15 protein-coding genes and 5 tRNA genes are annotated in these 21,606 nt (G+C 63.5%); 5 read left to right on the top strand and 15 right to left on the bottom strand.

The window, feature by feature from the left end; genetic code table 11:
- Entirely contained in the window at positions 1–921 is a 921-nt protein-coding gene (gene gluQRS, locus CIHUM_RS00560) for a tRNA glutamyl-Q(34) synthetase GluQRS (RefSeq protein ID WP_034996884.1), read from the bottom strand.
- Between the two features lie 19 nt (positions 922–940).
- Between gluQRS and CIHUM_RS00555 the strand changes: the two genes are divergently transcribed.
- Entirely contained in the window at positions 941–1,585 is a 645-nt protein-coding gene (locus tag CIHUM_RS00555) for a queuosine precursor transporter (RefSeq protein WP_051106215.1), read from the top strand.
- A gap of 83 nt (positions 1,586–1,668) precedes the next feature.
- Here CIHUM_RS00555 and CIHUM_RS00550 read toward each other — a convergent pair whose 3' ends face one another.
- The 7 genes from CIHUM_RS00550 to CIHUM_RS00520 all read right to left on the bottom strand — a co-directional run bounded on the left by CIHUM_RS00550 (position 1,669) and on the right by CIHUM_RS00520 (position 10,974).
- Positions 1,669–5,640 (bottom strand): thioester-forming surface-anchored protein, encoded by a 3,972-nt coding sequence (locus tag CIHUM_RS00550; protein WP_273680224.1) that lies wholly within the window; start codon positions 5,638–5,640, stop codon positions 1,669–1,671.
- A 247-nt stretch (positions 5,641–5,887) separates the two neighbouring features.
- Positions 5,888–7,135 carry a tRNA guanosine(34) transglycosylase Tgt gene (gene tgt, locus CIHUM_RS00545; protein ID WP_034996877.1) on the bottom strand — a complete coding sequence of 416 codons (1,248 nt, stop codon included), beginning with the start codon at positions 7,133–7,135 and terminating at the stop codon, positions 5,888–5,890.
- Complete coding sequence (locus CIHUM_RS00540; RefSeq protein ID WP_034996875.1) at positions 7,132–9,495, bottom strand: MMPL family transporter; 2,364 nt, start codon at positions 9,493–9,495, stop codon at positions 7,132–7,134. Before CIHUM_RS00540 ends, tgt begins: the two co-directional genes overlap by 4 nt.
- A 109-nt stretch (positions 9,496–9,604) precedes the next feature.
- Positions 9,605–9,692: transfer RNA gene (locus CIHUM_RS00535), tRNA-Ser, on the bottom strand.
- A 38-nt stretch (positions 9,693–9,730) separates the two neighbouring features.
- Positions 9,731–9,958, bottom strand: a complete 228-nt coding sequence (locus tag CIHUM_RS00530; protein ID WP_034996874.1) for a CsbD family protein — start codon at positions 9,956–9,958, stop codon at positions 9,731–9,733.
- A gap of 76 nt (positions 9,959–10,034) precedes the next feature.
- Positions 10,035–10,469: a nucleoside deaminase gene (locus CIHUM_RS00525; RefSeq protein ID WP_034996872.1), complete on the bottom strand. Its 435-nt coding sequence runs from the start codon at positions 10,467–10,469 to the stop codon at positions 10,035–10,037.
- 22 nt (positions 10,470–10,491) lie between these two features.
- On the bottom strand, positions 10,492–10,974 hold the full coding sequence (locus tag CIHUM_RS00520; protein WP_034996869.1) for a tRNA adenosine deaminase-associated protein: 483 nt from the start codon (positions 10,972–10,974) through the stop codon (positions 10,492–10,494).
- 50 nt (positions 10,975–11,024) lie between these two features.
- Here CIHUM_RS00520 and CIHUM_RS00515 point away from each other — a divergent pair, with 50 nt between their 5' ends.
- Positions 11,025–12,029 carry a prephenate dehydrogenase gene (locus CIHUM_RS00515; protein ID WP_034996868.1) on the top strand — a complete coding sequence of 335 codons (1,005 nt, stop codon included), beginning with the start codon at positions 11,025–11,027 and terminating at the stop codon, positions 12,027–12,029.
- A 12-nt stretch (positions 12,030–12,041) separates the two neighbouring features.
- On the opposite strand, the gene CIHUM_RS00510 is transcribed toward CIHUM_RS00515, so the two are convergent.
- From CIHUM_RS00510 to mgtE, 3 genes are all read right to left on the bottom strand, one after another.
- Positions 12,042–14,267: a hypothetical protein gene (locus CIHUM_RS00510; RefSeq protein WP_148363814.1), complete on the bottom strand. Its 2,226-nt coding sequence runs from the start codon at positions 14,265–14,267 to the stop codon at positions 12,042–12,044.
- 140 nt (positions 14,268–14,407) lie between these two features.
- Positions 14,408–14,483: transfer RNA gene (locus CIHUM_RS00505), tRNA-Arg, on the bottom strand.
- An 80-nt stretch (positions 14,484–14,563) separates the two neighbouring features.
- Positions 14,564–15,925: a magnesium transporter gene (mgtE, locus tag CIHUM_RS00500; RefSeq protein WP_034996862.1), complete on the bottom strand. Its 1,362-nt coding sequence runs from the start codon at positions 15,923–15,925 to the stop codon at positions 14,564–14,566.
- A 167-nt stretch (positions 15,926–16,092) separates the two neighbouring features.
- On the opposite strand from mgtE, the gene CIHUM_RS00495 reads away from it, so the two are divergent.
- The gene (locus CIHUM_RS00495) at positions 16,093–18,432 is read left to right on the top strand and encodes a hypothetical protein (RefSeq protein WP_273680223.1); all 2,340 of its coding nucleotides are present in this window, start codon (positions 16,093–16,095) and stop codon (positions 18,430–18,432) included.
- A 95-nt stretch (positions 18,433–18,527) separates the two neighbouring features.
- Here CIHUM_RS00495 and CIHUM_RS00490 read toward each other — a convergent pair.
- Together CIHUM_RS00490 and CIHUM_RS00485 are read right to left on the bottom strand one after the other, a co-directional pair.
- A tRNA-Arg gene (locus tag CIHUM_RS00490) sits at positions 18,528–18,603 on the bottom strand.
- Positions 18,604–18,605: 2 nt separating this feature from the next.
- A tRNA-Ser gene (locus tag CIHUM_RS00485) sits at positions 18,606–18,696 on the bottom strand.
- Between the two features lie 73 nt (positions 18,697–18,769).
- Between CIHUM_RS00485 and CIHUM_RS00480 the strand changes: the two genes are divergently transcribed.
- Positions 18,770–19,267, top strand: coding sequence for a hypothetical protein (locus tag CIHUM_RS00480; RefSeq protein WP_034996853.1), 498 nt, complete (start codon positions 18,770–18,772; stop codon positions 19,265–19,267).
- 7 nt (positions 19,268–19,274) lie between these two features.
- Here the strand turns inward: CIHUM_RS00480 and CIHUM_RS00475 are convergent.
- Positions 19,275–19,362: transfer RNA gene (locus tag CIHUM_RS00475), tRNA-Ser, on the bottom strand.
- Positions 19,363–19,393: 31 nt separating this feature from the next.
- Here CIHUM_RS00475 and CIHUM_RS00470 point away from each other — a divergent pair.
- Positions 19,394–20,329: an NAD(P)H-quinone oxidoreductase gene (locus CIHUM_RS00470; RefSeq protein ID WP_034996852.1), complete on the top strand. Its 936-nt coding sequence runs from the start codon at positions 19,394–19,396 to the stop codon at positions 20,327–20,329.
- Here the strand turns inward: CIHUM_RS00470 and CIHUM_RS00465 are convergent.
- Positions 20,326–21,537, bottom strand: a complete 1,212-nt coding sequence (locus tag CIHUM_RS00465) for an aminotransferase class V-fold PLP-dependent enzyme (RefSeq protein ID WP_034996850.1) — start codon at positions 21,535–21,537, stop codon at positions 20,326–20,328. The two genes, CIHUM_RS00470 and CIHUM_RS00465, sit on opposite strands and share 4 nt — an antisense overlap.
- Positions 21,538–21,606 lie beyond the last annotated feature (69 nt).

The following is a 21,606-nucleotide window of genomic DNA, read 5'->3' as shown; positions in this document are numbered from 1 at the left end:
CTATCGCGCCCACGACCACGGCTGGCGCGACAGCTGCGCCGGATCAAAAACCTCCCGTAACTTCTGGGCGCTCGAAACACCCGCGCAGCCGAGCGATTCCGCGATTTGCGCCACCACTTCTTCCGCACTGTTTTCGCGCAGCATATCCCGCAACGTCACCGCCCCATCGCGCTTTGCTAATCGACGTCCCTCCGGCCCCACCACGAGCGGAACATGAACATACGAGGGGATTGTGAGCCCTAAGCGGTCGGCGAGGTACGCCTGCGCCGGCGCCGAAAACAGCAGGTCGTCTCCTCGCACCACCTGGTCCACGCCCTGGTAGCCGTCGTCGACCACCACGGCCAGGTTGTACGCCCAGTCCCCCGCCTGCGCTTGATCGATGCGCCCGCCACGTTTCAAGATCACATCGTCCACCCGCCCCGTGTATTCGCCCTGGTAGAAGTCGTGCACCGTCCATTCGCGCACATGCGCCCGCAGCCTGATTGCGGGGAGGCGGCCGGCGGCGTGGAGCTCGGAGCGTCGTAAAGCACGCTGCTCTTCTGAAAGATCGCGGCAGGTGCCCGGGTACATGCCGGGCTGGGCGTGGGGCGCGGATGCGGCCTCGCGGATGTCGCGGCGGGTGCAGTAACACTCGTAAGTATCCAGGCGGGACAGCGCCTCCGCATACGCGTCGCCGCGATCGTGCTGGTAGATCACCGGCGGATCGAAGTCGAGGCCGAGCATCTTCAGATCCCCGATCTGGCGCTGCGCGGAATCCGCGGACGAGCGCTCCGAGTCAATATCCTCCACCCGCAGGTAGAAGTTGCGGCCCGACTGGCGCGCGAACAACCACGCCAGCACCGCGGTGCGGAGGTTACCGAAATGCAGATCACCGCTGGGGCTCGGCGCGTAGCGGCCGGCGGGAGCTTGAAAATCAGACATGTGTGCCATGATAAATCGCATGTCACCCCGCGTTTCCCGCTCCCCGTACCCCTACCTGCTCGCCCTCTTCTGCGCAGTGTTTTTGATCTCCAACATCACCGCACAAAAAGGCGTGGCGTTCGGGGCGCTGATCACCGACGGCGCGTTCTTCCTCTTCCCCATCTCGTATGTCATCGGCGACGTGATCGCCGAGGTCTACGGGTTCAAAGCCGCCCGCCGCGCCGTGTTCACCGGATTCGGCATCGCCGTCATTACCGTGCTGTCCTTCTATATCGCGATCTGGTTGCCGCCGGCAGGGTTCTACAACATGCAAGACACGTTCGCGTCAGTACTGGGCCTGTTGCCGAGGATCGTGGTTGCGTCACTGGCCGGGTACGTGGTGGGGCAGCTGCTCAACGCGTGGGTGCTGCAGCAGATGAAAGACCGCTTCGGCGCGCAGCGGCTCTGGGCGCGCCTGATCGGCTCCACCGTCGTTGGCGAGTTCGCGGACACGCTACTGTTTTGCTCTATTGCCGCAGCGGTGATCGGCGTTGATTCCGCCGGTGCCTTTATCAACTTTGTCATCGTGGGCTTCGTATGGAAGACCCTCATGGAAGTTGTGCTCCTCCCCATCACCTACCCCACCATCGCCGCTGTGAAGCGCGCCGAGGCGCGCACCATGTAAGTCAAGCTTTTGCTTAACGACGCAACCCCCGCCCCGAGCTGTACTCGAGGCGGGGGTTGCTCTACCGCGCTATCTGCGTCAGCTTAGGAGCTGAGCTTTGCGGTCTCAGTTGCGTCCGCAGTAGCGGTCGGTTCAGTGGTGCACCACTTGTAGATCGCGGAACCAGCCGCAATCACACCAACCAGTGCAGCGGCAACCTGGCCGGCCTGCTGAACCTGCGGGCCGCCGAAGGCCTCCTGGAACTGGCGGTTCGCCTCGTTGATACGAGCTTGGAACTCGCCCCACTGGCTGTTCTGGTTGTCCGCGCCGCGGCCGCCGATACCGAACGGATCGCGGTCACGGTTGAACTGGAACTGGCCAGCAAGATCGGCATTGATCTTGTCGATCTGCTCCTGGAAGACACCCATGTACGGCTGCAGCAGCGGGCCGCCCACACCGGCAAGTACGCCGATCGGGATCAGCCACACCAGCGGCGACTCTGCGGCGTTGGCCAGGCAGCGGTTGAGCGTGTCGTTGTCAGTGGAACCCACGGAGGAGTTCACATTGACGTTCTTGTTCACCTCAACCTTGGTGCCCTTCTCAACGTCGTAGGACTCCTTGGTGCCGTCCTCGAAAACAACGTGGAGGATCAGCTTGCCGTCCTTGTTGCGCTCAGTGGTGATGTTGATGATATTGCCGTGCTCGGTGTCCCAGCCCTTGGGGAACTCGATACGGTTCGTCTCATCATTCTTGCCATCACGCGTGATGATGATGACCTTGCCATCTTCACCGCGCTCAATCTCGACCTTGCCATTCTCGGTTTCGATGACGTTGCCCTGGTCGGTTTCCGGCGCATCGGGGGTCTGGCCGTCCTTGCCGTCCTTACCGTCCTTGACGAAGGTCACGGAGATGGGATCGCCAAGCGAACCGTCAGCCTCAATGATGTAGGTACGGATCCAAGAACCAGTCTGGCCGCCCTGCTCACCTCGCTCGGTGATAGCAGTAACAGACTTACCGTCGACACCGTTGGTGCCGTCCTGGCCGTCTTCGACGAAGGTCTCGGAGATCAGCTCACCACGGGAACCGTCAGCCTCAACGATGTAGGTACGGATCCAGGAACCGGTCTTGCCCTCGTTCTCACCACGCTCAGTGATCGCGGTGACAGACAGACCATCCTTGCCGTCCTTGCCATCGACACCATCCTTGCCATCGGTGCCGTTCTGGCCGTCCTCGACGAAGGTCTCGGAAATCAGCTCACCACGGGAACCGTCAGCCTCAACGATGTAGGTACGGATCCAAGAACCGGTCTTGCCCTCGTTCTCACCACGCTCAGTGATCGCGGTGACAGACAGACCATCCTTGCCGTCCTTGCCATCGACACCTTCCTTGCCATCGGTGCCGTTCTGGCCGTCCTCGACGAAGGTCTCGGAGATCAGCTCACCGCGAGAACCATCGGCCTCAACGATGTAGGTACGGATCCAAGAACCAGACTTGCCGTCCTGCTCACCACGCTCAGTGATCGCAGTAACGGACAGACCATCCTTGCCGTCCTGGCCATCCTTGCCGTCCTGGCCATCCTGGCCGTCCTCGACGAAGGTCTCGGAGATCAGCTCACCGCGAGAACCATCGGCCTCAACGATGTAGGTACGGATCCAGGAACCGGTCTTGCCCTCGTTCTCACCACGCTCGGTGATCGCAGTGACAGACAGACCATCCTTGCCGTCCTGACCATCCTTGCCGTCCTTGCCCGGAGCACCGTCCTTACCGTCGGTGCCGTCCTCGACGAAGGTCTCGGAAATCAGCTCACCACGGGAACCGTCAGCCTCAACGATGTAGGTACGGATCCAAGAACCGGTCTTGCCGTCCTGCTCACCACGCTCAGTGATGGCAGTAACAGACTTGCCGTCCTGGCCATCCTTGCCCGGAGCACCGTCCTTACCGTCGGTGCCGTCGGTGCCGTCCTGGCCGTCCTGGCCGTCCTGGCCGTCCTGGCCGTCCTGGCCGTCCTCGACAAACGTCTCGGAAATCAGCTCACCACGGGAACCGTCAGCCTCAACGATGTAGGTACGGATCCAGGAACCAGTCTTGCCGTCCTGCTCACCACGCTCGGTGATAGCGGTGACAGACTTGCCGTCCTTACCCGGAGCACCGTTCTCACCGTCCTGGCCATCCTCGACAAACGTCTCGGAAATCAGCTCACCACGGGAACCGTCAGCCTCAACGATGTAGGTACGGATCCAGGAACCAGTCTTGCCGTCCTGCTCACCACGCTCAGTGATGGCAGTAACAGACTTGCCGTCCTGGCCATCCTTGCCCGGAGCACCGTCCTTACCGTCGGTGCCGTCGGTGCCGTCCTGGCCGTCCTCGACGAAAGTCTCGGAGATCAGGTCGCCACGGGAACCGTCAGCCTCAACGATGTAGGTACGGATCCAAGAACCGGTCTTGCCCTCGTTCTCACCACGCTCAGTGATCGCAGTGACAGACTTGCCGTCCTTACCCGGAGCACCGTTCTCGCCGTCCTGGCCATCCTCGACAAACGTCTCGGAAATCAGCTCACCACGGGAACCGTCAGCCTCAACGATGTAGGTACGGATCCAAGAACCGGTCTTGCCGTCCTGCTCACCACGCTCAGTGATGGCAGTAACAGACTTGCCGTCCTGGCCATCCTTGCCCGGAGCACCGTCCTTACCGTCGGTGCCGTCGGTGCCGTCCTGGCCGTCCTGGCCGTCCTGGCCGTCCTGGCCGTCCTGGCCGTCCTGGCCGTCCTGGCCATCCTCGACAAACGTCTCGGAAATCAGCTCACCACGGGAACCGTCAGCCTCAACGATGTAGGTACGGATCCAAGAACCGGTCTTGCCGTCCTGCTCACCACGCTCGGTGATCGCAGTGACAGACTTGCCGTCCTTACCCGGAGCACCGTTCTCGCCGTCCTGGCCATCCTCGACAAACGTCTCGGAAATCAGCTCACCACGGGAACCGTCAGCCTCAACGATGTAGGTACGGATCCAGGAACCAGTCTTGCCGTCCTGCTCACCACGCTCAGTGATCGCAGTGACAGACTTGCCGTCAACGCCGTCCTTACCGTCCTGGCCATCCTTGCCGTCAACGCCATCCTTGCCGTCAACGCCATCCTTGCCGTCCTTACCGTCAAGGCCACCCCAGACAGTCTTGCTGTCCTTGGAGCCATCCGGGTTCACAACCTCGATCTTGACGCCGTTGCGGCCCTCGTTGTTGATCACGTCGGTGAGGGTCACCTTCGGAGCCGAGATGGTCTCCTTCTTGATGTTCTCCTCGCCCGGTCCGGACTGAGTGATGATGGTGACGCTGCCGTCCTCATTGCGGACGATGTCCACCTTCGGGTACTCGCAGCCACAGTCGTCATCAATCGGCTCGCCGGTTTCTTCATCAACAAACTTCACGCCCAGCAGGTTCTGGAAGCTGGTCTGATTTGTCTCGAAAATTTCCAGCGTGGACTTGCTCGGCGGGTTCTTCAGCTGCGTGCTCTGATCCAGCCCGGCAAGTGCCTTCGCTGCAGCAACAATATCCTGGCCATACGCGCTACTGAAGCCGAAGCGATCGGTGTAGTACCACACGGCCTGCTGAGTGGCCTCACGGAATTCAGCATCAGAAAGGTTGAACTTCTGCTGAATACCCGCGCGGTCGTTGCCACCGTCGTAGCCGTTGTAGATGACCTTTAGCACGCTCGCGTCGATGTTCGCTGCACGCGGGGTTCCCGCGTACTGGTGCAGCTCACCATATGCGCGCTCCCACTTCGGCCATTCGCCGGAGGTAGTCTTCGCACCGGCTACCCAGCTCAACTCGTACGGCAAACCCTTAGTCTTGTTGAAGCAGTAAACAATCTGTTCTTGCGGACTCGGGATTGTCGCCGTCCTGTAGTCCTCACCAGGGAACGCCGAAATTGCACGTACGGTTGTGCCGTTAGTGCTCCGCAGGTCGCGGGTATACGCCAAATACGTATCGCGCGCATATTCCTGCGCTTGCGCGGCGGTCACCCCCGCCAGCGCCAGAATCGTGGCCATGATCGCGGCCACGACTCCCTTCAGAGTTCTTTGCATTCTCCCTCCTAAGCCGAGTTTTCTCATATTTCAGGACCGCAGGGCCCAGCCCACGGTTTTCGCGATGATAATCACCTTAAAAATTCGTTGCAAAGACCGATATATAAGGACTCGCCAATAGATACCTGTGGCCAGCGTCAATATTTCTTTGTTGAATGACAGCTGACCAGATGCTGTGCACAATTCGGGGGTGCTGGAGTGTCACCCTTCACTCAACGGAACAATTCCCCTAAACTACACAAACGAGCTAGGTAGTGGCGTAGTAGCGGCCGAGGAACTCGTCGCGGTAGGCCTCGTAGTCGCCGGCGTCGATGGCGGCGCGGATGTTGTCCACCAGCCGGATCATGAACTCCAGGTTGTGCATGGTGCACAGCGTGCCGGCCAAAAACTCCTTGGCCTTGAGCAGGTGGTGGATGTAGGCGCGCGAGTAGTTCTCGGAGACGTAGCCGCCGAACTCCTCGTCCACGCCGGCGAAGTCGCGCTTGAAGCGGGCGCCGGCGAGGTTCATCCGCCCGTCCAGGGTGTACACCCCGCCGCGGCGGCCCAGGCGGGTCGGTGCCACACAGTCGAAGGTGTCGGCGCCGGCTTCGACGGCGGTGAAGATGTCGTCCGGTTCGGAGATGCCCAGCAGGTGCCGCGGCATCGAAACGGGCAGCTCGTCGGTGACCCAGCCGACGATGGTGCCCAGGTTTTCCTTCTCTAGCGCCCCGCCGATGCCGAAGCCGCCGAATCCGCGGCGCCCTTCGTCGCGCGCTTCCCTATCCAGGTCCAAAAGACCCCGCACCGCCTGCCGGCGCAGGTCCTCGTATTGGGCGCCTTGGACGACGCCCCAAAGGGATTGGAGGGGTTTGCTGGAACGTGCCGTCGTCAAGCGATCATGCTCGAGCAGGCACCTGCGGGCCCAGCGGCGCGTGCGCTCGACGGAATGTTCCTGGTAGGCGCGGGTATCCACGAGCGTGGTCAGCTCGTCGAAGGCGAACATGATGTCGGCTCCGAGCTGATGCTGGATCTGCATGGACACTTCGGGCGTGAAGCGGTGCGACGAGCCGTCGATGACGGATTTGAAGTCGACGCCGTCGTCATCCACACGCGCCATGCGGTCCTTGTTGGCGGCGCGGATGTCGGAATCGGTCAGCCCAGCCACGTCCATGGCCAGGACCTTTTTAAACCCGACGCCCAGGCTCATCACCTGGAAGCCACCGGAGTCGGTGTAGGTAGGCCCGTGCCAGTTTTCAAAGGCGGACACACCGCCCGCCTTGTCCACGATGTCGGGGCCGGGCTGCAGGTAGAGGTGGTACGCGTTGGACAAGATCGCCTGCGCACCGGTCTGTCGGATCTGCTCCGGCGTGAGTGTTTTCACCGTCGCCTTGGTGGCCACGGGGATAAACGCCGGGGTCTGGATGTCACCGTGCGGGGTGTGGATCACGCCGGTGCGGCCGTGGCGGCCCGGCGCGGGCTCGAGCTGGGTGTGGGCCTCAAACGTCACGTCGGTCATGCGTGTTCCTTTTCTAGTTCGGTGCCCTCAACGTCGACTTCGGGCAGGAGGCGGTCGAGCCATTTGGGCATCCACCAGGTGGAGCGGCCCAGGATATACATGGTGGCGGGGACGAGGGCCATGCGGATGAAGAAGGCGTCGAACAGCACGGCGATGCCGAGGGCGAAGCCGAAGATTTGGATGAACGGCAACGGCTGGTCAAGGAAGGCGATGAACACGGCGATCATGATGATCGCGGCTGCGGTGACCACGCGTGCGCCCTGCGCGAAGCCTTCGACGGTGGATTCGTGGACGGCGCGAAGCTTATCCACGTCACCGCGTTTCAGATACGCCTCACGGATGCGGGTGACCAGGAAGACCTGGTAGTCCATGGCCAGGCCGAAGGTCACGCCGATCATGAAGATGGGCAAGAACGACAGGATCGGGCCCGGGGTGTTGACCAGGCCGGTGAGCCCTTCCTGGAAGACCAGGACGGTCACGCCGAACGCGGCGCCGACAGAGAGGAGGAAACCCAGGCCGGCCACCAGGGGCACGAGGATGGAGCGGAACACCACCATGAGCAGCACGATGGCCAGGCCCACCACGATGGACAGGTACAGCGGCATGGCCTCGGCGAGTTCCTCGGTGATGTCCATCTGCACCGCCGTGAGACCCGTCAGCCCCACGTCTACCCCGGTGGCGTCTTCCACCTGGCCGATCACGTCGCGCACGCCGTGGGCGACGGAAAGGGTGCGCTGCTCCTCGGGCCCGCCGTCCGGGGTGGCCAGGATCTGCGCCGCGGTGAGGTCGTCGTTGGCGCCGATGAGCTGGGCGTGGGTGATGCCGCCGACGGAACCGACCTCGCCCACGGTGTAGATGAAGCTGGCCAGCGCCGCCTTTTCGGCGTCGCCGCCGGCCTCGTCCGGGATGGCGTCCATGTACGGCTGCAGGATCTCCGAATCCGGGTTGACGCTGTGCGCGTCCACCACCAAGAGCAGCGGGGCGTTGACGCCGGGGCCGAAGCCTTCCGCCATGAGGTCGGCGGATTTGCGCTGGGTGGTGTCCAGGTTGGAGGTGGTGTCAGACGGCAACGCCATCTCCAGGTTCAGCACCGGGATAGACAGGGCGCCGAGGCCCAGCACCACCACGGCCATGACCAGGCCGGGGGCCTTTTCCACGAAGCGGACCCAGCGCCGGCCCATGGAGTTTTCGTCCAGGTCCTTGCCCGGGCGTTTCCCGGGCCCGGGGTTGCCCGCCAGGCCGGGGATCTTGCCGGCGAACGCCTTCGACCCCCACAGGCCGAGCAGCGCTGGCACGAGGGTGAGCGCCACCAGCACGGAAATCGCTACGGTGGCGGCGGCCGCCAGGCCCATCCAGGTGAGGAACTCGATCTGCGCCAACGCCAGCGCCACCAGTGCCGTGAACACCGTGGTGCCGGCGAAAACCACCGAGGAACCGGCGGTGCCCACGGCCATGCCTGCGGCCTTGTCCGGCGGCAGGTCCCGTGCCTCCTGCCGGAAGCGCGAGAGGATGAACAGGGCGTAGTCGATGCCCACGGCCAGGCCAATCATCACGGCCAGCACCGGGGTGACGTTGTTCAGCTCCACCCAGTGCGTGGTCAGCATCACCAAAAGCGCGCCGATGCCCACGCCCACCACGGCGGAGATCAACGGGATCACCGACGCCGCGAGGGAGCCAAACGTGACCACCAGCACCACAAACGCCACGCCCAAGCCAACCAGCTCGGAGGTGGTTTTCACCGCGATCGGGTCGCCGAAGCCGGCGCCGCCGGCCTCCACCTGCAGCCCGGCGTCGCGGCCCAGCTGCATCGCGTCGGTCACCACGTCGCGGTCCGCCTGGTCCACGGACATCGAAGATGGGGCATCGAAGTCGAAGGTGGTGTAGCCGATGCCCGCGTCGTCGGAAAGCATCCGCAAGTTGTGCGCGTCCGCCTCCGCGCGCTCGGGCGGCATGCCCATCTCAGACATCTGGTCGACGATGGTGCGCTGCAACTGTTCGTTGACCTCCACCGGGTTGCCGAAGCGCTCGCCCTCCACGCCCAGGTGCTCGCGGATGTACCCGACGGTTTCATCCATCGCCGCCATGTGCTCCGGGGTGTCAAGCCGCTGCCCCTCCGGCGCGGCGAAGACCAGGTTCACACTCGGCGCGGTGGCCACGTTGCCCGCGTCCGGGAAGTTCTCTGCCATGGTGTCCAGCGCGTTGATAGCCGGGGTGTCCTCGATGGCGAACTCGTCCGTGAACGGCTTCATCAGCGACAGCGCACCAGCGGCCGTCGCCCCGAGCAGCAGCAGCCAGGCGACGATCACCCGCCACTTGTGCAGGTACGATGCGCGCCCCAGTTTGTACAGCAGTTTCGCCACGTAAAAGACCCGTTCCTTCCCGCCCGCGGCCCGCGCGAGCGTAACCCGGCCCATCCTAGTGGCAGCCCCCGACATGCGAAAAGCCCCCGTTTCCGGGGGCTTGACACTTTGGCGGTAGCGGCGGGATTTGAACCCGCGGAGGTTTGACCCTCACTCGCTTTCGAGGCGAGTACCTTCGGCCGCTCGGACACGCTACCGCCGAACAGATTAACGGCAGCGTTGCCGGATAACCAAATTAGCGCTCAGCGGCGTCCTCAGCCTCGTCGCGCTTGTCCTCAACCTTCGCGGCGACCTCGTTGGCCTTGTCCTTGATAGCGTCGCCAGCCTCGGAGAGCTTCTCCTTAGCGGAGCCGATCAGCTGTTCAGCCTTGCCCTCATTGGCCAGCTTGTCGTTATCGGTGACGTTGCCCAGAGCTTCCTTAGCGCCGCCCTTGAGCTGGTCTGCCTTGTCCTCAATACCCATTGTCTTACTCCTTTGTTCGTTGGAATCAGCTAGGTGCCCCACTATAGGTACGAACGGCACGGCGTTGGGTAACGATTCAATTACTCCTCAGACCTTCGAAGAACTCCGTCACCATTCTGGCAGTCTCCGCCCCCAGCACACCCGCGCGCACCTCCGGGGTGTGCAGGTGGCGCGGGTCCCGGATCGCGTCCAGCACACTGCCCACCGCGCCCGTCTTCGGCTCCCACGCGCCGAAGACCAGCGAGGACACCCGCGCCCCCAGGATCGCGCCCGCGCACATCGTGCACGGCTCCAACGTCACCACCAGCTCGCAGCCGTCCAGCCGCCACGTCCCCAACGTCCGCGCGGCGTCGCGGATCGCTTCCACCTCGGCGTGGGCTGTGGGATCGCAGTTCGCTTCTCGACGGTTCACGCCCCTGCCCACCACCTCCCCGTCAGCATCAAACACGACAGCGCCCACCGGCACGTCGCCGGCGGGAGTCTGCTTGGCGGTCTCGAGCGCGACGCGCATGCGCTCCTCGGCGCGCCGCAGGCTAGCCGACAACGTCGTCCAACTCGTCGCCGAAGCCGAGCTCGTCGGCGATTGCCAGGGCGAGGTCGGCCGGATCCGCGTCGTCGTCAAGCAAAATGCTCATCTGTTCCTCGGACAGGCCGAGGTCAGCGAGGATGTCGAAGTCCCCGTCCGCCCACGCGTCCACATTGTCCAGCTCGTCCGGGTCGATGTCCGGGATCTCGGCGCCCGCCTCATCCAGGATGTCCGCGGCGAAATCGTCGTCCACCGCCATCGTCGCGTCCGAGATGAGCACGCGGGTTTGCGACGGGCCCGGGCGCACGATGACCAGGTAGTCCTCCTCCACATTGAGCAGCGCGAACGCAGGCCCCTCGGCACGCAGGTTGCGCACCGCGGTGATGGAGGTGGAAAGGTCCGAAAAATCGTCTTCGAACTCGCGCACACGCCACGCGCCGCCTGCGCGCTCGACGGTGACTGCGTACCCGTCCGGGAAATCCTGGCTCATGGTGTGGAAGCGTAGTCTGCGGGCGCGGAGGTGTCACTAGACTGTGTGCGGTGACTACATATCAGCTGCCCCCAGTGTGCATCGTCGGTCTCGGCCTCATCGGCGGATCGCTCATGCGCGACCTGCAGGCGCGCGGCGAGCGCGTCTACGGCTTCACGCTGCACGGCGCAGGTGCCGCGCACAGGGACGGCTTCGACGTGTCCGACTCCGTAGAAGAGGTGCTGCGCCGCGCCGAGGACGATCGCGCCCTGGTGGTCGTGGCGGTGCCGATGCGGGCCGTCGCCTCCGTGCTAGACCAGGTGGCCGAGTTCGCGCCGTCGTGCGGCATCACCGACGTGGTCAGTGTGAAAAAGCCGGTCGACGACCTTGTTGTTCAGCGCGGCTTAGCGTCCCGCTACGTGGGCGGGCACCCCATGGCAGGCACAGAGTTTTCCGGGTGGACCGCCTCCCAGGAAGGGCTGTTCGCGAGCGCCGCGTGGGCCGTCACCTTCGATTACGCCCGCGAGCACCCCGGCGACCCGGAGTGGGCCGAGCTGTTCACCGTGGTGTGCCGCATGGCCGCGGTGGTTGGTGCGGAGGCGGTGCCGGTGTCTGTGGACCGCCACGACGAGGCCGTCGCCCGAGTGTCCCACCTGCCCCACGTCATCGCCGAGGCGCTGGCTTTAGTCGGCGACCACGGCGGCACCCTGGCGCAATCCCTGTCCGCCGGGTCCTTCCGTGGCTCCACGCGTGTGGCCAGCACCGACCCGGATCTGGTGCGCAACATGTGCGAGACCAACGCAGAATCGCTGGTGCCCGTGCTCGACGAGTTCATCGCCCTCCTTCAAGGCGCCCGCGACTCACTGTCCGGCGAGAGCCGGTCGCTAGAGGAGCTGACGAAGTCCGGCCACCGCGCCCACCTGCGCATGGCCGCGCGCAAGGGGGCGCGACGCGAGTCCGTCTCGCCCGTGGAGATCTCCTCGCGCCCGATCATGCGCGTGCACCCGGGCACCCCCGGCTGGGAGAAGCAGCTGGTGCAGATCGAGTCCGTCGGCGGGCGCGTCGAGGTGTTCTAGCCCGACGCGGCCTTACTGGTTCTCGCGACGACGCCCCAGGGCCAGGTAGGCGCCACCGATGAGCACGGACAGCACACCGAGCGCGATGATTGCGCGCATCGGGGTACCGGTATCCGCGAGATCACCATCGCGCTCCTTGTCGGAGGAGGTTGTGCGCGTCGTCGAAGTCGACTTGGCCACCTTGTTGGAGTTGCCACTGCGGGTGACCACCTTCGCCGACGGCTTCACGCTGGTGGACCGGCCCGTGGAGCGACCAGCCTTCTTGCTGGAGGTGACCTTCGTGCCACCGAACGTGGTCTTGGTGGTCTTGGTGCTCTTCGCACCGCCAAGACCGGCGGCACCCGCCAGACCACCGGCGCCAGCCAGTGCGGCCGCTGGGGCGAGGAAGGACGACGCCATCGGACGGACCTGGTCGATAACCTTCAGCACCTGGTCCGGCTTGCTCAGCGTGGACGACGGGGTGGCGTTCGGGTCGCGCGGAAGCACGAGCTCGGCCTTGTCCTCGTCGCGGCGGATGAGGACCTCGGTGTTCTTGTAGCCCTTGGGAGCTTCCTTCAGGGTCAGCTGGATGAGGTTGTTGTCGCGCGAGTTCTTCTTCAAGTCGATGCCGATGCGGCCGCGGCCGTTTGCGTCGGTGGTGCCGACCACGCGGCCGTCCTCACTCTTGAACTCAGCGCCCTCGACGAGCTTGTCGTCGGCGGTCTTGACCAGGACTTCCACCTCGAAGAAGTTGTCCTTGGACTCAGTCTTCTTCGTGGTGGTCGTCGACGTCGGCGTGTCCTTCGGCGCAGCAACGGTGGTGGTCGCGGAAGCGTTCTCGTCCTCCGGGAGGACGAACTTCACAGACTTGGCGCCGCGCTGGACCTCGGCCACGGAGCCGCCCCAGCCTTCCGGCGGCACGTCGATGGCCAGGTTAAAGGCGTCCTTACCGCGCGAGGCTTCGTCCAGCTTCAGAGAAACCTTGCCCTTGCCGGTTTCGTCGGTGCTGCCTTCGACGGTGCCGTCCTTGCTGACAAAGCTGGCGCCCTGCACTAAACCACCGTCGGCCGTGACAACTTCAACGTCGAGCTCGATGACCTCAGTGTCGCGCTGGCCAACGCTCGGGGCCTTCTTGGACGGGGTCGGCTCAGCGGTGGTGGTCGGGGTAACCGTCGCGGAGCCAGCACCAGCGGGCGCGTCAGCCGCAGTGGTGGTCGGGGCATCCGCTTCGGTTGCCGGGGTCTCGCCAGCAGCAGACAGCGGCTTCGCCTCCAGGCCGGCCACGGCCTTGTAATTGTCCTCTTCAGTACGATCCGTCTCAACGGCGACGATCTTGCCTCCGTCAAGATTGACGGCGTTACCCTTGCCGTCGGCGAAGAGGGTGGCGTCATCAGCCAGGTAGGCGTACTTGAACACGGCGACGTCGTCCAGGTTGACGCCGTTGTCAACCTCGGCAGGAGCATCGTCGACGGTGGCCTTCGCGTCCTTCACGTTCAGGGTGTAGCGCGTTGCCTTACCGTCCTTGGTGGCAAGTGCGACCAGCTCGGTGTCATTGTCGGTCGGAGCCCACGCAAGCTTCGGCAGATCGAGCGCACCTTCGACGGGCTTCTCCACAAAGTCGAGGTTCGCCGGCTTGCTCTTCGGACCGGTTTCGTCGTCGGCGAGGTCCTTGGTGTAGACGGTTTCGCCGTCGAAAAGCACCAGCGTGCCGTCCTTAGTGAAGGCGGCGGAGGTGATCTCCTCGGTATCGATGCCCGGGATCTCGCCCAGGTCCTTCAGGTTGCCGGTCTGGGGGTGGATGCGCAGCAGGTGGCCCTTGTCAGAGACAGCGTAGAGGCGGCCGTTGGTCGGGTTGCTGGCCACGGCGCTGTAGGTGTGGTCGTCGGAGGTGTACTCCACACCCGAGGTACCGGAGCCTGTGGCTGTGGCCGAAACGATCAGGGAGGCAAAACCCTTAAGGATGTCGGCCCACTCCTGCGCGCTGTCCGCCTTGGTCGTGGGGGCAACATTGCTTGTCGACGCCTTCGGGGACCCCACCGCCGACTTCTCCACGGAAGTGGAGGTAGAGGGTGAAACCGAAGTTGTCGAAGTGGCGGAGCTGGTGCCCTCCGAGGAGACGACCGGCGCCTTCGACGTCGAAGACCCTGAGGACGGAGACGACGTTTCCGCCTTCGCAACGGGCACAAGCGTGAGCGTGCCCGCGACAGCAGCGGCGAGCGACAGCCCGGCGATGCGGTTGACCTTGGAGTTCGAAGTCATTATTACCTCTCGAATGAAAAAAGCGCGCAAAAGCCCAAAAAGCATCTACGAATGTATACGTTCCGTCGCGCTGTCTCAATCTCTCAAGCGTGAATCAAAGGAAAACGCCCCAAACAAAACGTTTGGGGCGTTCTCATAGTTGGTGCGCCCGGAGGGATTCGAACCCCCAACCTTCTGATCCGTAGTCAGATGCTCTATCCGTTGAGCTACGGGCGCAATGTCTCTCGACAACGAAAAAGAACATTACACCCAGGCGAACAGAGCACCAAAACCCCAGTTCATAACCCACAACTGGGTTATAGACCCAGTACGGACTTGGCAATGAGGAAATAGATGATGAGGCCGGTCGCGTCGCAGAAAGTAGAGATGAACGGGTTGGAAAACACCGCCGGATCCGCACCGACGGTCTTGGCCAGAATCGGCATCATCCCACCCACCGTGGCGGACATGGCGCAAACGCAAAACAGGGTGCTGCCGATGATGATGCCGATCTCCTGGCCAAACACCGCCCACGCGATGCCTAGGCCCAGCACGCCGAGCACCGCCCCCAGCGTTGCCCCCACCCGAAGCTCGCGCCACATAACTTTAAAGACGTCGCCTTTGGAGACGTCGTGAAGCGCGAGTGCCCTTGTCACCGTCGTGGCGGCCTGGTTCCCAGTGTTTCCGCCTGTGCCCGTGAGCAGCGGGATGAACAGCGACAGCACGGTCACCTGCGCAAGCGTCCCCTCAAACACCCCCAGAACCTGCACCGTCAAAATTGCCGACAGCGCCAGGACCAACAGCCACACAATGCGCGATCGCACCAGCTTCAGCACCGGAGTAGCCAGGTAGGGCTGCTTCAGGGACTCGGAGCCGCCCTGACGAGCAGTGTCCTCACTGTCTGCGTGCTCGACGATGTCCTGAGCCTCGTCGAAGGTAAAAATACCCACGAGCCGGTTGCCGTCATCCACCACGGGAAACGCCAGCTCCCCCGACGAAAGCAGACGGCGCGCAGCCTCTTCCGCCTCATCATCGACTTGCAGTGACGGAAAATCACGCATCACGTCCCCGACCCTGTCGCCCGGCTGAGTCTTAAACAGGTCGCGCAGCCCCACCACGCCGCACAGCGTACGATCCTGCCCCACCACCGCGACGGTGTAGATGGTCTCCAGCTCATCCACATTCGCCTTCAGCTTCTCGACGACGTCCCGCACCTCTTCATCCGGCCCCACCGCCGCCACCTGGGGGCTCATCGCACGCCCCACCGAGCCCTTTTCGTAGCCAAGGATCAAGTCGGTGACCGCACGGGACTCATCGTCGAGGTTGCCAAGGAAGCGCTCCGCGATCGCCGGCGGCATGTTGTCGAGCATGCGCACGCGGTCCTCGGCGCCCAGCGCGCTGAACAGCCCAGTCACGTCCTCGTGCCCGAGCGCCTCCACAATTTCCGCCTGGTGCGCGGGATCCAGCGCGTCGAAGGCTGCGGCCGCACGCTCCGGCGCGAGGAGTCGCACCAGGACAGCACCGCGTTTCGACGGCTGACGCTCGACCACGTGAATGACATCGTGCAACGGGATCCGCGCCAGTTCTTCCCGGATGCCATTCAGATCCTCTGAACGCAGATTTCTCCTGGTGAGGTTGGTTTCCAAATCCTGCAACGCACGGAGGTCCACCGTTTTCATCTACATGCCTTTCCGCGAGAGTCCCCAAGAAACGCTACCGGAGCACCCAGAATTATTTCAGCTAATACTTACGTCCCAGGATGGCATGTGTAAAACTCTATGCGTGTTCGACGATAGAACCTGCGTTGCACTCTCAGGACTAGCCTGCCCGTTATAAAGGAGCCCAAATGACTCGTTCCCGCCGTACCGCCGTCGTGGCTGCTGTTCTATCAGCAGCGCTGGTTGCGCCGTTTACCTCCCCGTTGCAGGGCGGAGCAGTTGAAGCCTCCGACTTTGACACCCGCTACACCACCACCAACTTCTGGGACGTGGACCACGCGATTGTTCAAGGCCTCACCCTCGAGCCAGGTGACACCGTCGCCGCCACTACCAACACCATCTTTAACTGGACGTTCCGAAACGCCGGCTGCGCCCTAGTCATCACCCGCCCTCAGTCCTCCCTCTCCTTCAAAACCGGAGCGCAGGACATCCCGGTGAAGGTGACCAAAACCGACGGCTCGTCCTTTACCACCACCCTGCAGCTCACCATCGTGGACGAGCGCGAAAGCGGCAACTCCTTCGACGAACCCGGCGACCAGTGCCCAGCCCCGGAGGAAGAGACCACCCCGTCTGCAACGACAACCCCAGAAGAAACCACCTCCGCTGCACCTGTGACAACGACGGAGACAGCGGAGCCGTCGACAAGCGAAAACCCGGCACCCGCAAACCCCTTCACCCGACGCTTCGACACCGCGAACTTCTGGGAGCAGCCGGAGGCTGTCGTGAAAGGGCTGCAGCTGCAGCCGAACGACGTAGTCGAACCGGTGACAAACACCATTTTCAATTGGAACTTCCGCAACGACGACGGCACGCTAACAGTTATCCGCCCCTCCTCCAGCACCGCATTCAAAAGCGGTGAGGTCGACATTCCGGTGAAGTTCACTCCAGCAGGTGGCACGACCACCCGCGGTACACTGCGTCTCAACGTCATCGACGAGATGCCGCCTTTCACCCACGACGTCCCCCCGGTAGAAACCCGCGAAACCATCGACTTCGATGGCGCCCGCTCCAAAGTCGTCGACGCATGGGATGTGCCCGAAGGCGTGACCGTGGCGAAGAAGCCCGGCTTCAGCGCCATCGGCGCTGTGGGCTGGGAAGTCGCAGTTGAAAACGGCAAGATTCTGGTCAAAGCGCCAGCCACCTTCACCTCCGGCGATGAGGTGGACATCCCAGTGCAGTTCTCTGACGGCATCTCCACCACGGACCGCACCCTAAAGATCCGTGCACTGAACCCGCAGACCTCCGGAAAGGACATCGCTGGCACCGTCGGCTCCATCATCGGCGCCCTTCTCGGCGTCGGCGGCGGAAAAGGCAGCAATGGTCTGCTCGAAGGCCTGGTGAAGGTGGAAGTCCAGCCCAGCGGCATCATCGTCACTGGCAATGCGAACCCAACCGTGAGCGTGGATATCCACGACAACGGCTCGAACAACAGCGTTGAGATCACTGGTAACGCCAATCCGGTCGTCACCGGGAACTTGAACGACAACGGTTCCAACAACAGCGCCGTCGTCACTGGTAATGCGAACCCGACGGTTGTCATCACCGGGAACGCGAACCCGGTCGTCACCGGCAATGCGAACCCGGTCGTCACCGGGAACTTGAACGACAACGGTTCCAACAACAGCGCCGTCGTCACCGGAAACGCCAATCCGGTCGTCACTGGAAATGCGAACCCGGTCGTCACCGGGAACTTGAACGACAACGGTTCCAACAACAGCGCCGTCGTCACCGGAAACGCCAATCCGGTCGTCACTGGAAATGCGAACCCGGTCGTCACCGGGAACTTGAACGACAACGGTTCCAACAACAGCGCCGTCGTCACCGGCAATGCGAACCCGGTCGTCACCGGGAACTTGAACGACAACGGTTCCAACAACAGCGCCGTCGTCACCGGTAATGCAAACCCCGTCGTCACCGGGAACTTGAACGACAACGGTTCGAACAACAGCGTTGAGATCACTGGTAACGCCAACCCCGTCGTCACTGGAAACGCCAACGGCGGTTTGTTCGGTGGCTCGTCCAAGCGGGGCAATAACAATGAGTCCGGCACCGACGGCAAGGAAGGCTCGGGCAACGACGGATCCAGCCTTTTGAACGCCAATGTCGATGTCGCTGGTGGCTCCTCCGATCCTCGTTGCATAGCACCGCTGGTAGGTCTCGGACTGCCGCTAGTGGCATTGGTGCCCGTGGCAATTACGCAGCAGATGCGAATTCCTGGTTTGGAGCGCATCGCTGCCCAGGCGGAAAGGGCGTTCAATGACGCGGCTCGAGGGATCAACGTCGACCCCGCAACCGCTGCCGCCATCGGTGGCGGCGCAGTGGGGGTCGTTGCTGCCCTGCTAGTTGCGGCAGCAGTGCGCAACTGCATTCCCCAGGTCCGCGGAGTAGACGTCAGCGTCGGCGGAAGTAGCGGTAATTCGGCAGCGCCCACGAAGGATGCCCCTGTGGTCGAGACGAAGAACGTCTAATTCACCCTCGCATTTGCCCCGCTCCGGCGGGGCAAATTTTTACCCAAGCCACAACCACCAAAACCCCCGCATGAGCAGGGGTTTCAACAAAGTATTGGTGCGCCCGGAGGGATTCGAACCCCCAACCTTCTGATCCGTAGTCAGATGCTCTATCCGTTGAGCTACGGGCGCGGTGGCGGAGATGACAGGATTTGAACCTGCGGCCCCCGTCAAGGGGGCAACTCCTTAGCAGGGAGCCCCATTCGGCCACTCTGGCACATCTCCAAGCCTTGTTTCACATTACCGTCAATCCTTCCGGCGTCCAAATGGCCTGCCAATTGTCCCTATACTCGGCCACATGAAAATCCACACTTGGCTCACCTCCGGTCTCGCCGCCCGCGCCACCTCCAACGACCCGTCTGACTACCTAGTTTGGTTCCCGGCCAACCTGGATTCGCTCACTGCTGGCCCGTTGGTGGGTGAGAGCGCTTCCGTGCCGTTCTATTTCACCCCGAAGACCTCCGCGCTGGCTAAGACCGCGGACAGCATCGTTCTGCTCGGCGTTCCCCTCGGCGACATCGAGGGCAACTGGCGTGCCGACAACCGCGGCAAATCCACTGAGCTCATATCCGAGGTCCCTGGTTTGCTCGGCGAGAATTACGCCTACCGTGGCGACGGTGCTGCCGTCGTTCAGCTGCGCGGCGATTTCCCAATTGAAAAGGTCCAAGTTGTAGCGGGGCAGAACCGCCCGGACACTAAGCGGGCGAAAGATATTCTTTCGGGCGTTCCTTCAGATTTCTCCGGCGAACGGCAGTTCCACACAATGCCGGAGCTTTTTCCGGAGGAACTCACATAGAGGGTTTTGGCGGAGACGGCGGGATTTGAACCCGCGGAGGGGTTAACCTCGCCGGTTTTCAAGACCGGTGCATTCGGCCACTCTGCCACGTCTCCAACTCAGAGCAGTCTAACGTAGCCTGGGCGCATGAAAGCAATTAGTGATGAGCTCATGCTTTACGACGCCCAAAGGCCCACCCCGCAAGACGGCGAAGTCCTAGTCAAGGTCGTTGCCGCCGGCGTGAACCGCGGCGACCTAATGCAAGCCGCCGGGAAATACCCGCCACCGAAGGGTGAGTCCGAGATTATGGGGCTGGAATGCGCGGGAATCATTGCAGACCCGGGCACGACTGGCCGCAAGGAAGGCGAGGAGGTCGGCTGCCTGCTCGCCGGCGGCGGCTACGCCGAGTACGTCGCTGTCCCGGAGGGGCAGCTCACCCCGATTCCTTCAGGGCTGACTGTCGAGGAGACTGCCGGCGTGGTCGAGGTGGCCTGCACGGTGTGGTCGAATCTGGGCATGATCGCCGGAGTATCTGAAGGCGATAAGGTGCTCATCCACGGCGGCGCGGGCGGCATTGGCTCCTTTGCCATCCAGATGTGCAAGGCGCTCGGCTGCGAGGTAGCCGTCACCGCCGGCAGCCAAGAGAAGCTCGAATATTGCCGGGAACTCGGCGCCGACATCCTGATCAACTACAAGGAGCAGGAATTCGCTGAGGAGCTGCCCGGCTGGGCGGACGCGATCCTGGACGTGGTTGGCGGGCCGTACCTGGAGCAAAACATCAAGACGCTGAACACGGACGGGCACCTCATCGTCATCGCGGTACAGGGCGGGCCGAAGGGCACGCTGTCGCTGGGGCGGATGATGCCGCGTCGCCTATCCGTCACCGCGACCACCCTGCGCGCACGCCCGCGCCCGATGAAGGCCGCGATTGTCGCCTCCACAGTGGAAAATGTGTGGCCGCTGATCGAGTCCGGCAAGATCGCCCCGAACATCTCCGCGCGCTTCCCGCTCGAAGACGCCAAGAAAGCCCACAAGCACCTGGATTCCGGCGACAACACCGGGAAGATCCTGCTGGTGGTTTAAGCCAGGGACGCCACCGTCCGCACCAGCTGCTCAATGTCGTTCTGGGTGTTAAACGGCGACATGGCGATGGTCACGGCGCCGCCCATGTCGGCGACGCCCATGTCGTCGAGAAGCGGTGTGGCGCACGTCTTCGTGGCCACGATGCCGTTGGCAAGCAGCCGCTGCAGCACGGTTTCGGACGGCACGCCGGTCACGCCGAACGCCAGGCGCGGGATGCGCTCCACGCGAGCGTCCGCGGCCGCCTCGCCGCTGACGCCAACGATGTGCACGGCGGGCAGGGTGCCCAAGAACGTGTGCAGGTCATCCCGCAGGCCGTTGAGGTAAGCGGTGGTCGCGTCCAGGGAGTACTTCAAGCGGTTGCGGCGGGTCGCACGGCCAGAGAAACCCTCCACCAGCGAGGCGTAGTGGTCCACCACCGCCGGCACCGCGCCCGCCAAGCCCTGGGAGACCTCCAGGTGCAGCGCGTCCATGTCAAGGCGCTTGAACATGGCGGTGTCGCGGAAGATCAGCGCGGCGATGTCCGGCCCGCCCAGCTGAGCGATGTCCACTGCGGCCACGTCCGCACCCCATGCCTCAAGGTCAACGGGCCGGTAAGGGGCGTACGCGGTGGCGTCCACAAGCACCCACGCCCTCGACCTTTCGCGCACCGCCTCCACAATGTCGGCGACGCGCACCACGTTGCCCAGCTCCGCGTGCGCCGCCGGCACAGATACCAGGCGGGTGGAGCCGTCCGCGATCTCGCTGTACTGCCACGCCGGCAGATCGCCGGTGGCCAGGTCCGCCTGCGCGCACACCTCATCCAGCCCGGCGCGCCGCAGACGCTTGGTCAAATGCGGCCGGTCCAGCGGGTTGAGCACGATAGAGGAATTGCGGCGCAGCATCGGCTTCATCGCGTTGACCAGCGCCGAGTACAGCGCAGACACGCTCGGTCCCAGCACCACCTGGTCCGTCGCCACACCGGTCAGGTCCGCGATGGCCACCCGCGCCATCTCCGGGTACTGCACGCCCTCCGGCTGGCCCAACGCCTCCTTCGAGTGCGATCCCAGCACCGGCTCCGGCGGCGGCACCAGCGCCGCGCCGCGGAAGCTTCGCGAGACCGCCGTCGCCACCTTCTCCGGCACCTGCGGCTGTGTGTGGGCGTTCAGGTACGTCCAGCCGCTACCGAGCGATGTGTAAAGTCCACGCACTCCCCACACGTCATACGCCACGGCCGACCTCCCTTCAGGCAAGAATGCCCCAATTATGCACGCCTGTCCGACACGGCGCACACCGCCAGC

Source organism: Corynebacterium ihumii (genome assembly GCF_028609825.1).
GTDB classification, from domain to species: Bacteria; Actinomycetota; Actinomycetes; order Mycobacteriales; family Mycobacteriaceae; genus Corynebacterium; species Corynebacterium afermentans.
Note: the sequence above shows the minus strand (reverse complement) of the source record. Positions and strands in the feature narration are given on the sequence as shown.

Bases quoted from the DNA above. Each gene is read 5' to 3' on its own strand.
- gluQRS (WP_034996884.1), bottom strand. From the start codon at position 921: ATGTCTGATTTTCAAGCTCCCGCCGGCCGCTACGCGCCGAGCCCCAGC.
- CIHUM_RS00555 (WP_051106215.1), top strand. From the start codon at position 941: ATGTCACCCCGCGTTTCCCGCTCCCCGTACCCCTACCTGCTCGCCCTC.
- CIHUM_RS00550 (WP_273680224.1), bottom strand. From the start codon at position 5,640: ATGCAAAGAACTCTGAAGGGAGTCGTGGCCGCGATCATGGCCACGATT.
- tgt (WP_034996877.1), bottom strand. From the start codon at position 7,135: ATGACCGACGTGACGTTTGAGGCCCACACCCAGCTCGAGCCCGCGCCG.
- CIHUM_RS00530 (WP_034996874.1), bottom strand. From the start codon at position 9,958: ATGGGTATTGAGGACAAGGCAGACCAGCTCAAGGGCGGCGCTAAGGAA.
- CIHUM_RS00525 (WP_034996872.1), bottom strand. From the start codon at position 10,469: ATGCGCGTCGCGCTCGAGACCGCCAAGCAGACTCCCGCCGGCGACGTG.
- CIHUM_RS00520 (WP_034996869.1), bottom strand. From the start codon at position 10,974: ATGAGCCAGGATTTCCCGGACGGGTACGCAGTCACCGTCGAGCGCGCA.
- CIHUM_RS00510 (WP_148363814.1), bottom strand. From the start codon at position 14,267: ATGACTTCGAACTCCAAGGTCAACCGCATCGCCGGGCTGTCGCTCGCC.
- mgtE (WP_034996862.1), bottom strand. From the start codon at position 15,925: ATGAAAACGGTGGACCTCCGTGCGTTGCAGGATTTGGAAACCAACCTC.
- CIHUM_RS00495 (WP_273680223.1), top strand. From the start codon at position 16,093: ATGACTCGTTCCCGCCGTACCGCCGTCGTGGCTGCTGTTCTATCAGCA.
- CIHUM_RS00480 (WP_034996853.1), top strand. From the start codon at position 18,770: ATGAAAATCCACACTTGGCTCACCTCCGGTCTCGCCGCCCGCGCCACC.
- CIHUM_RS00470 (WP_034996852.1), top strand. From the start codon at position 19,394: ATGAAAGCAATTAGTGATGAGCTCATGCTTTACGACGCCCAAAGGCCC.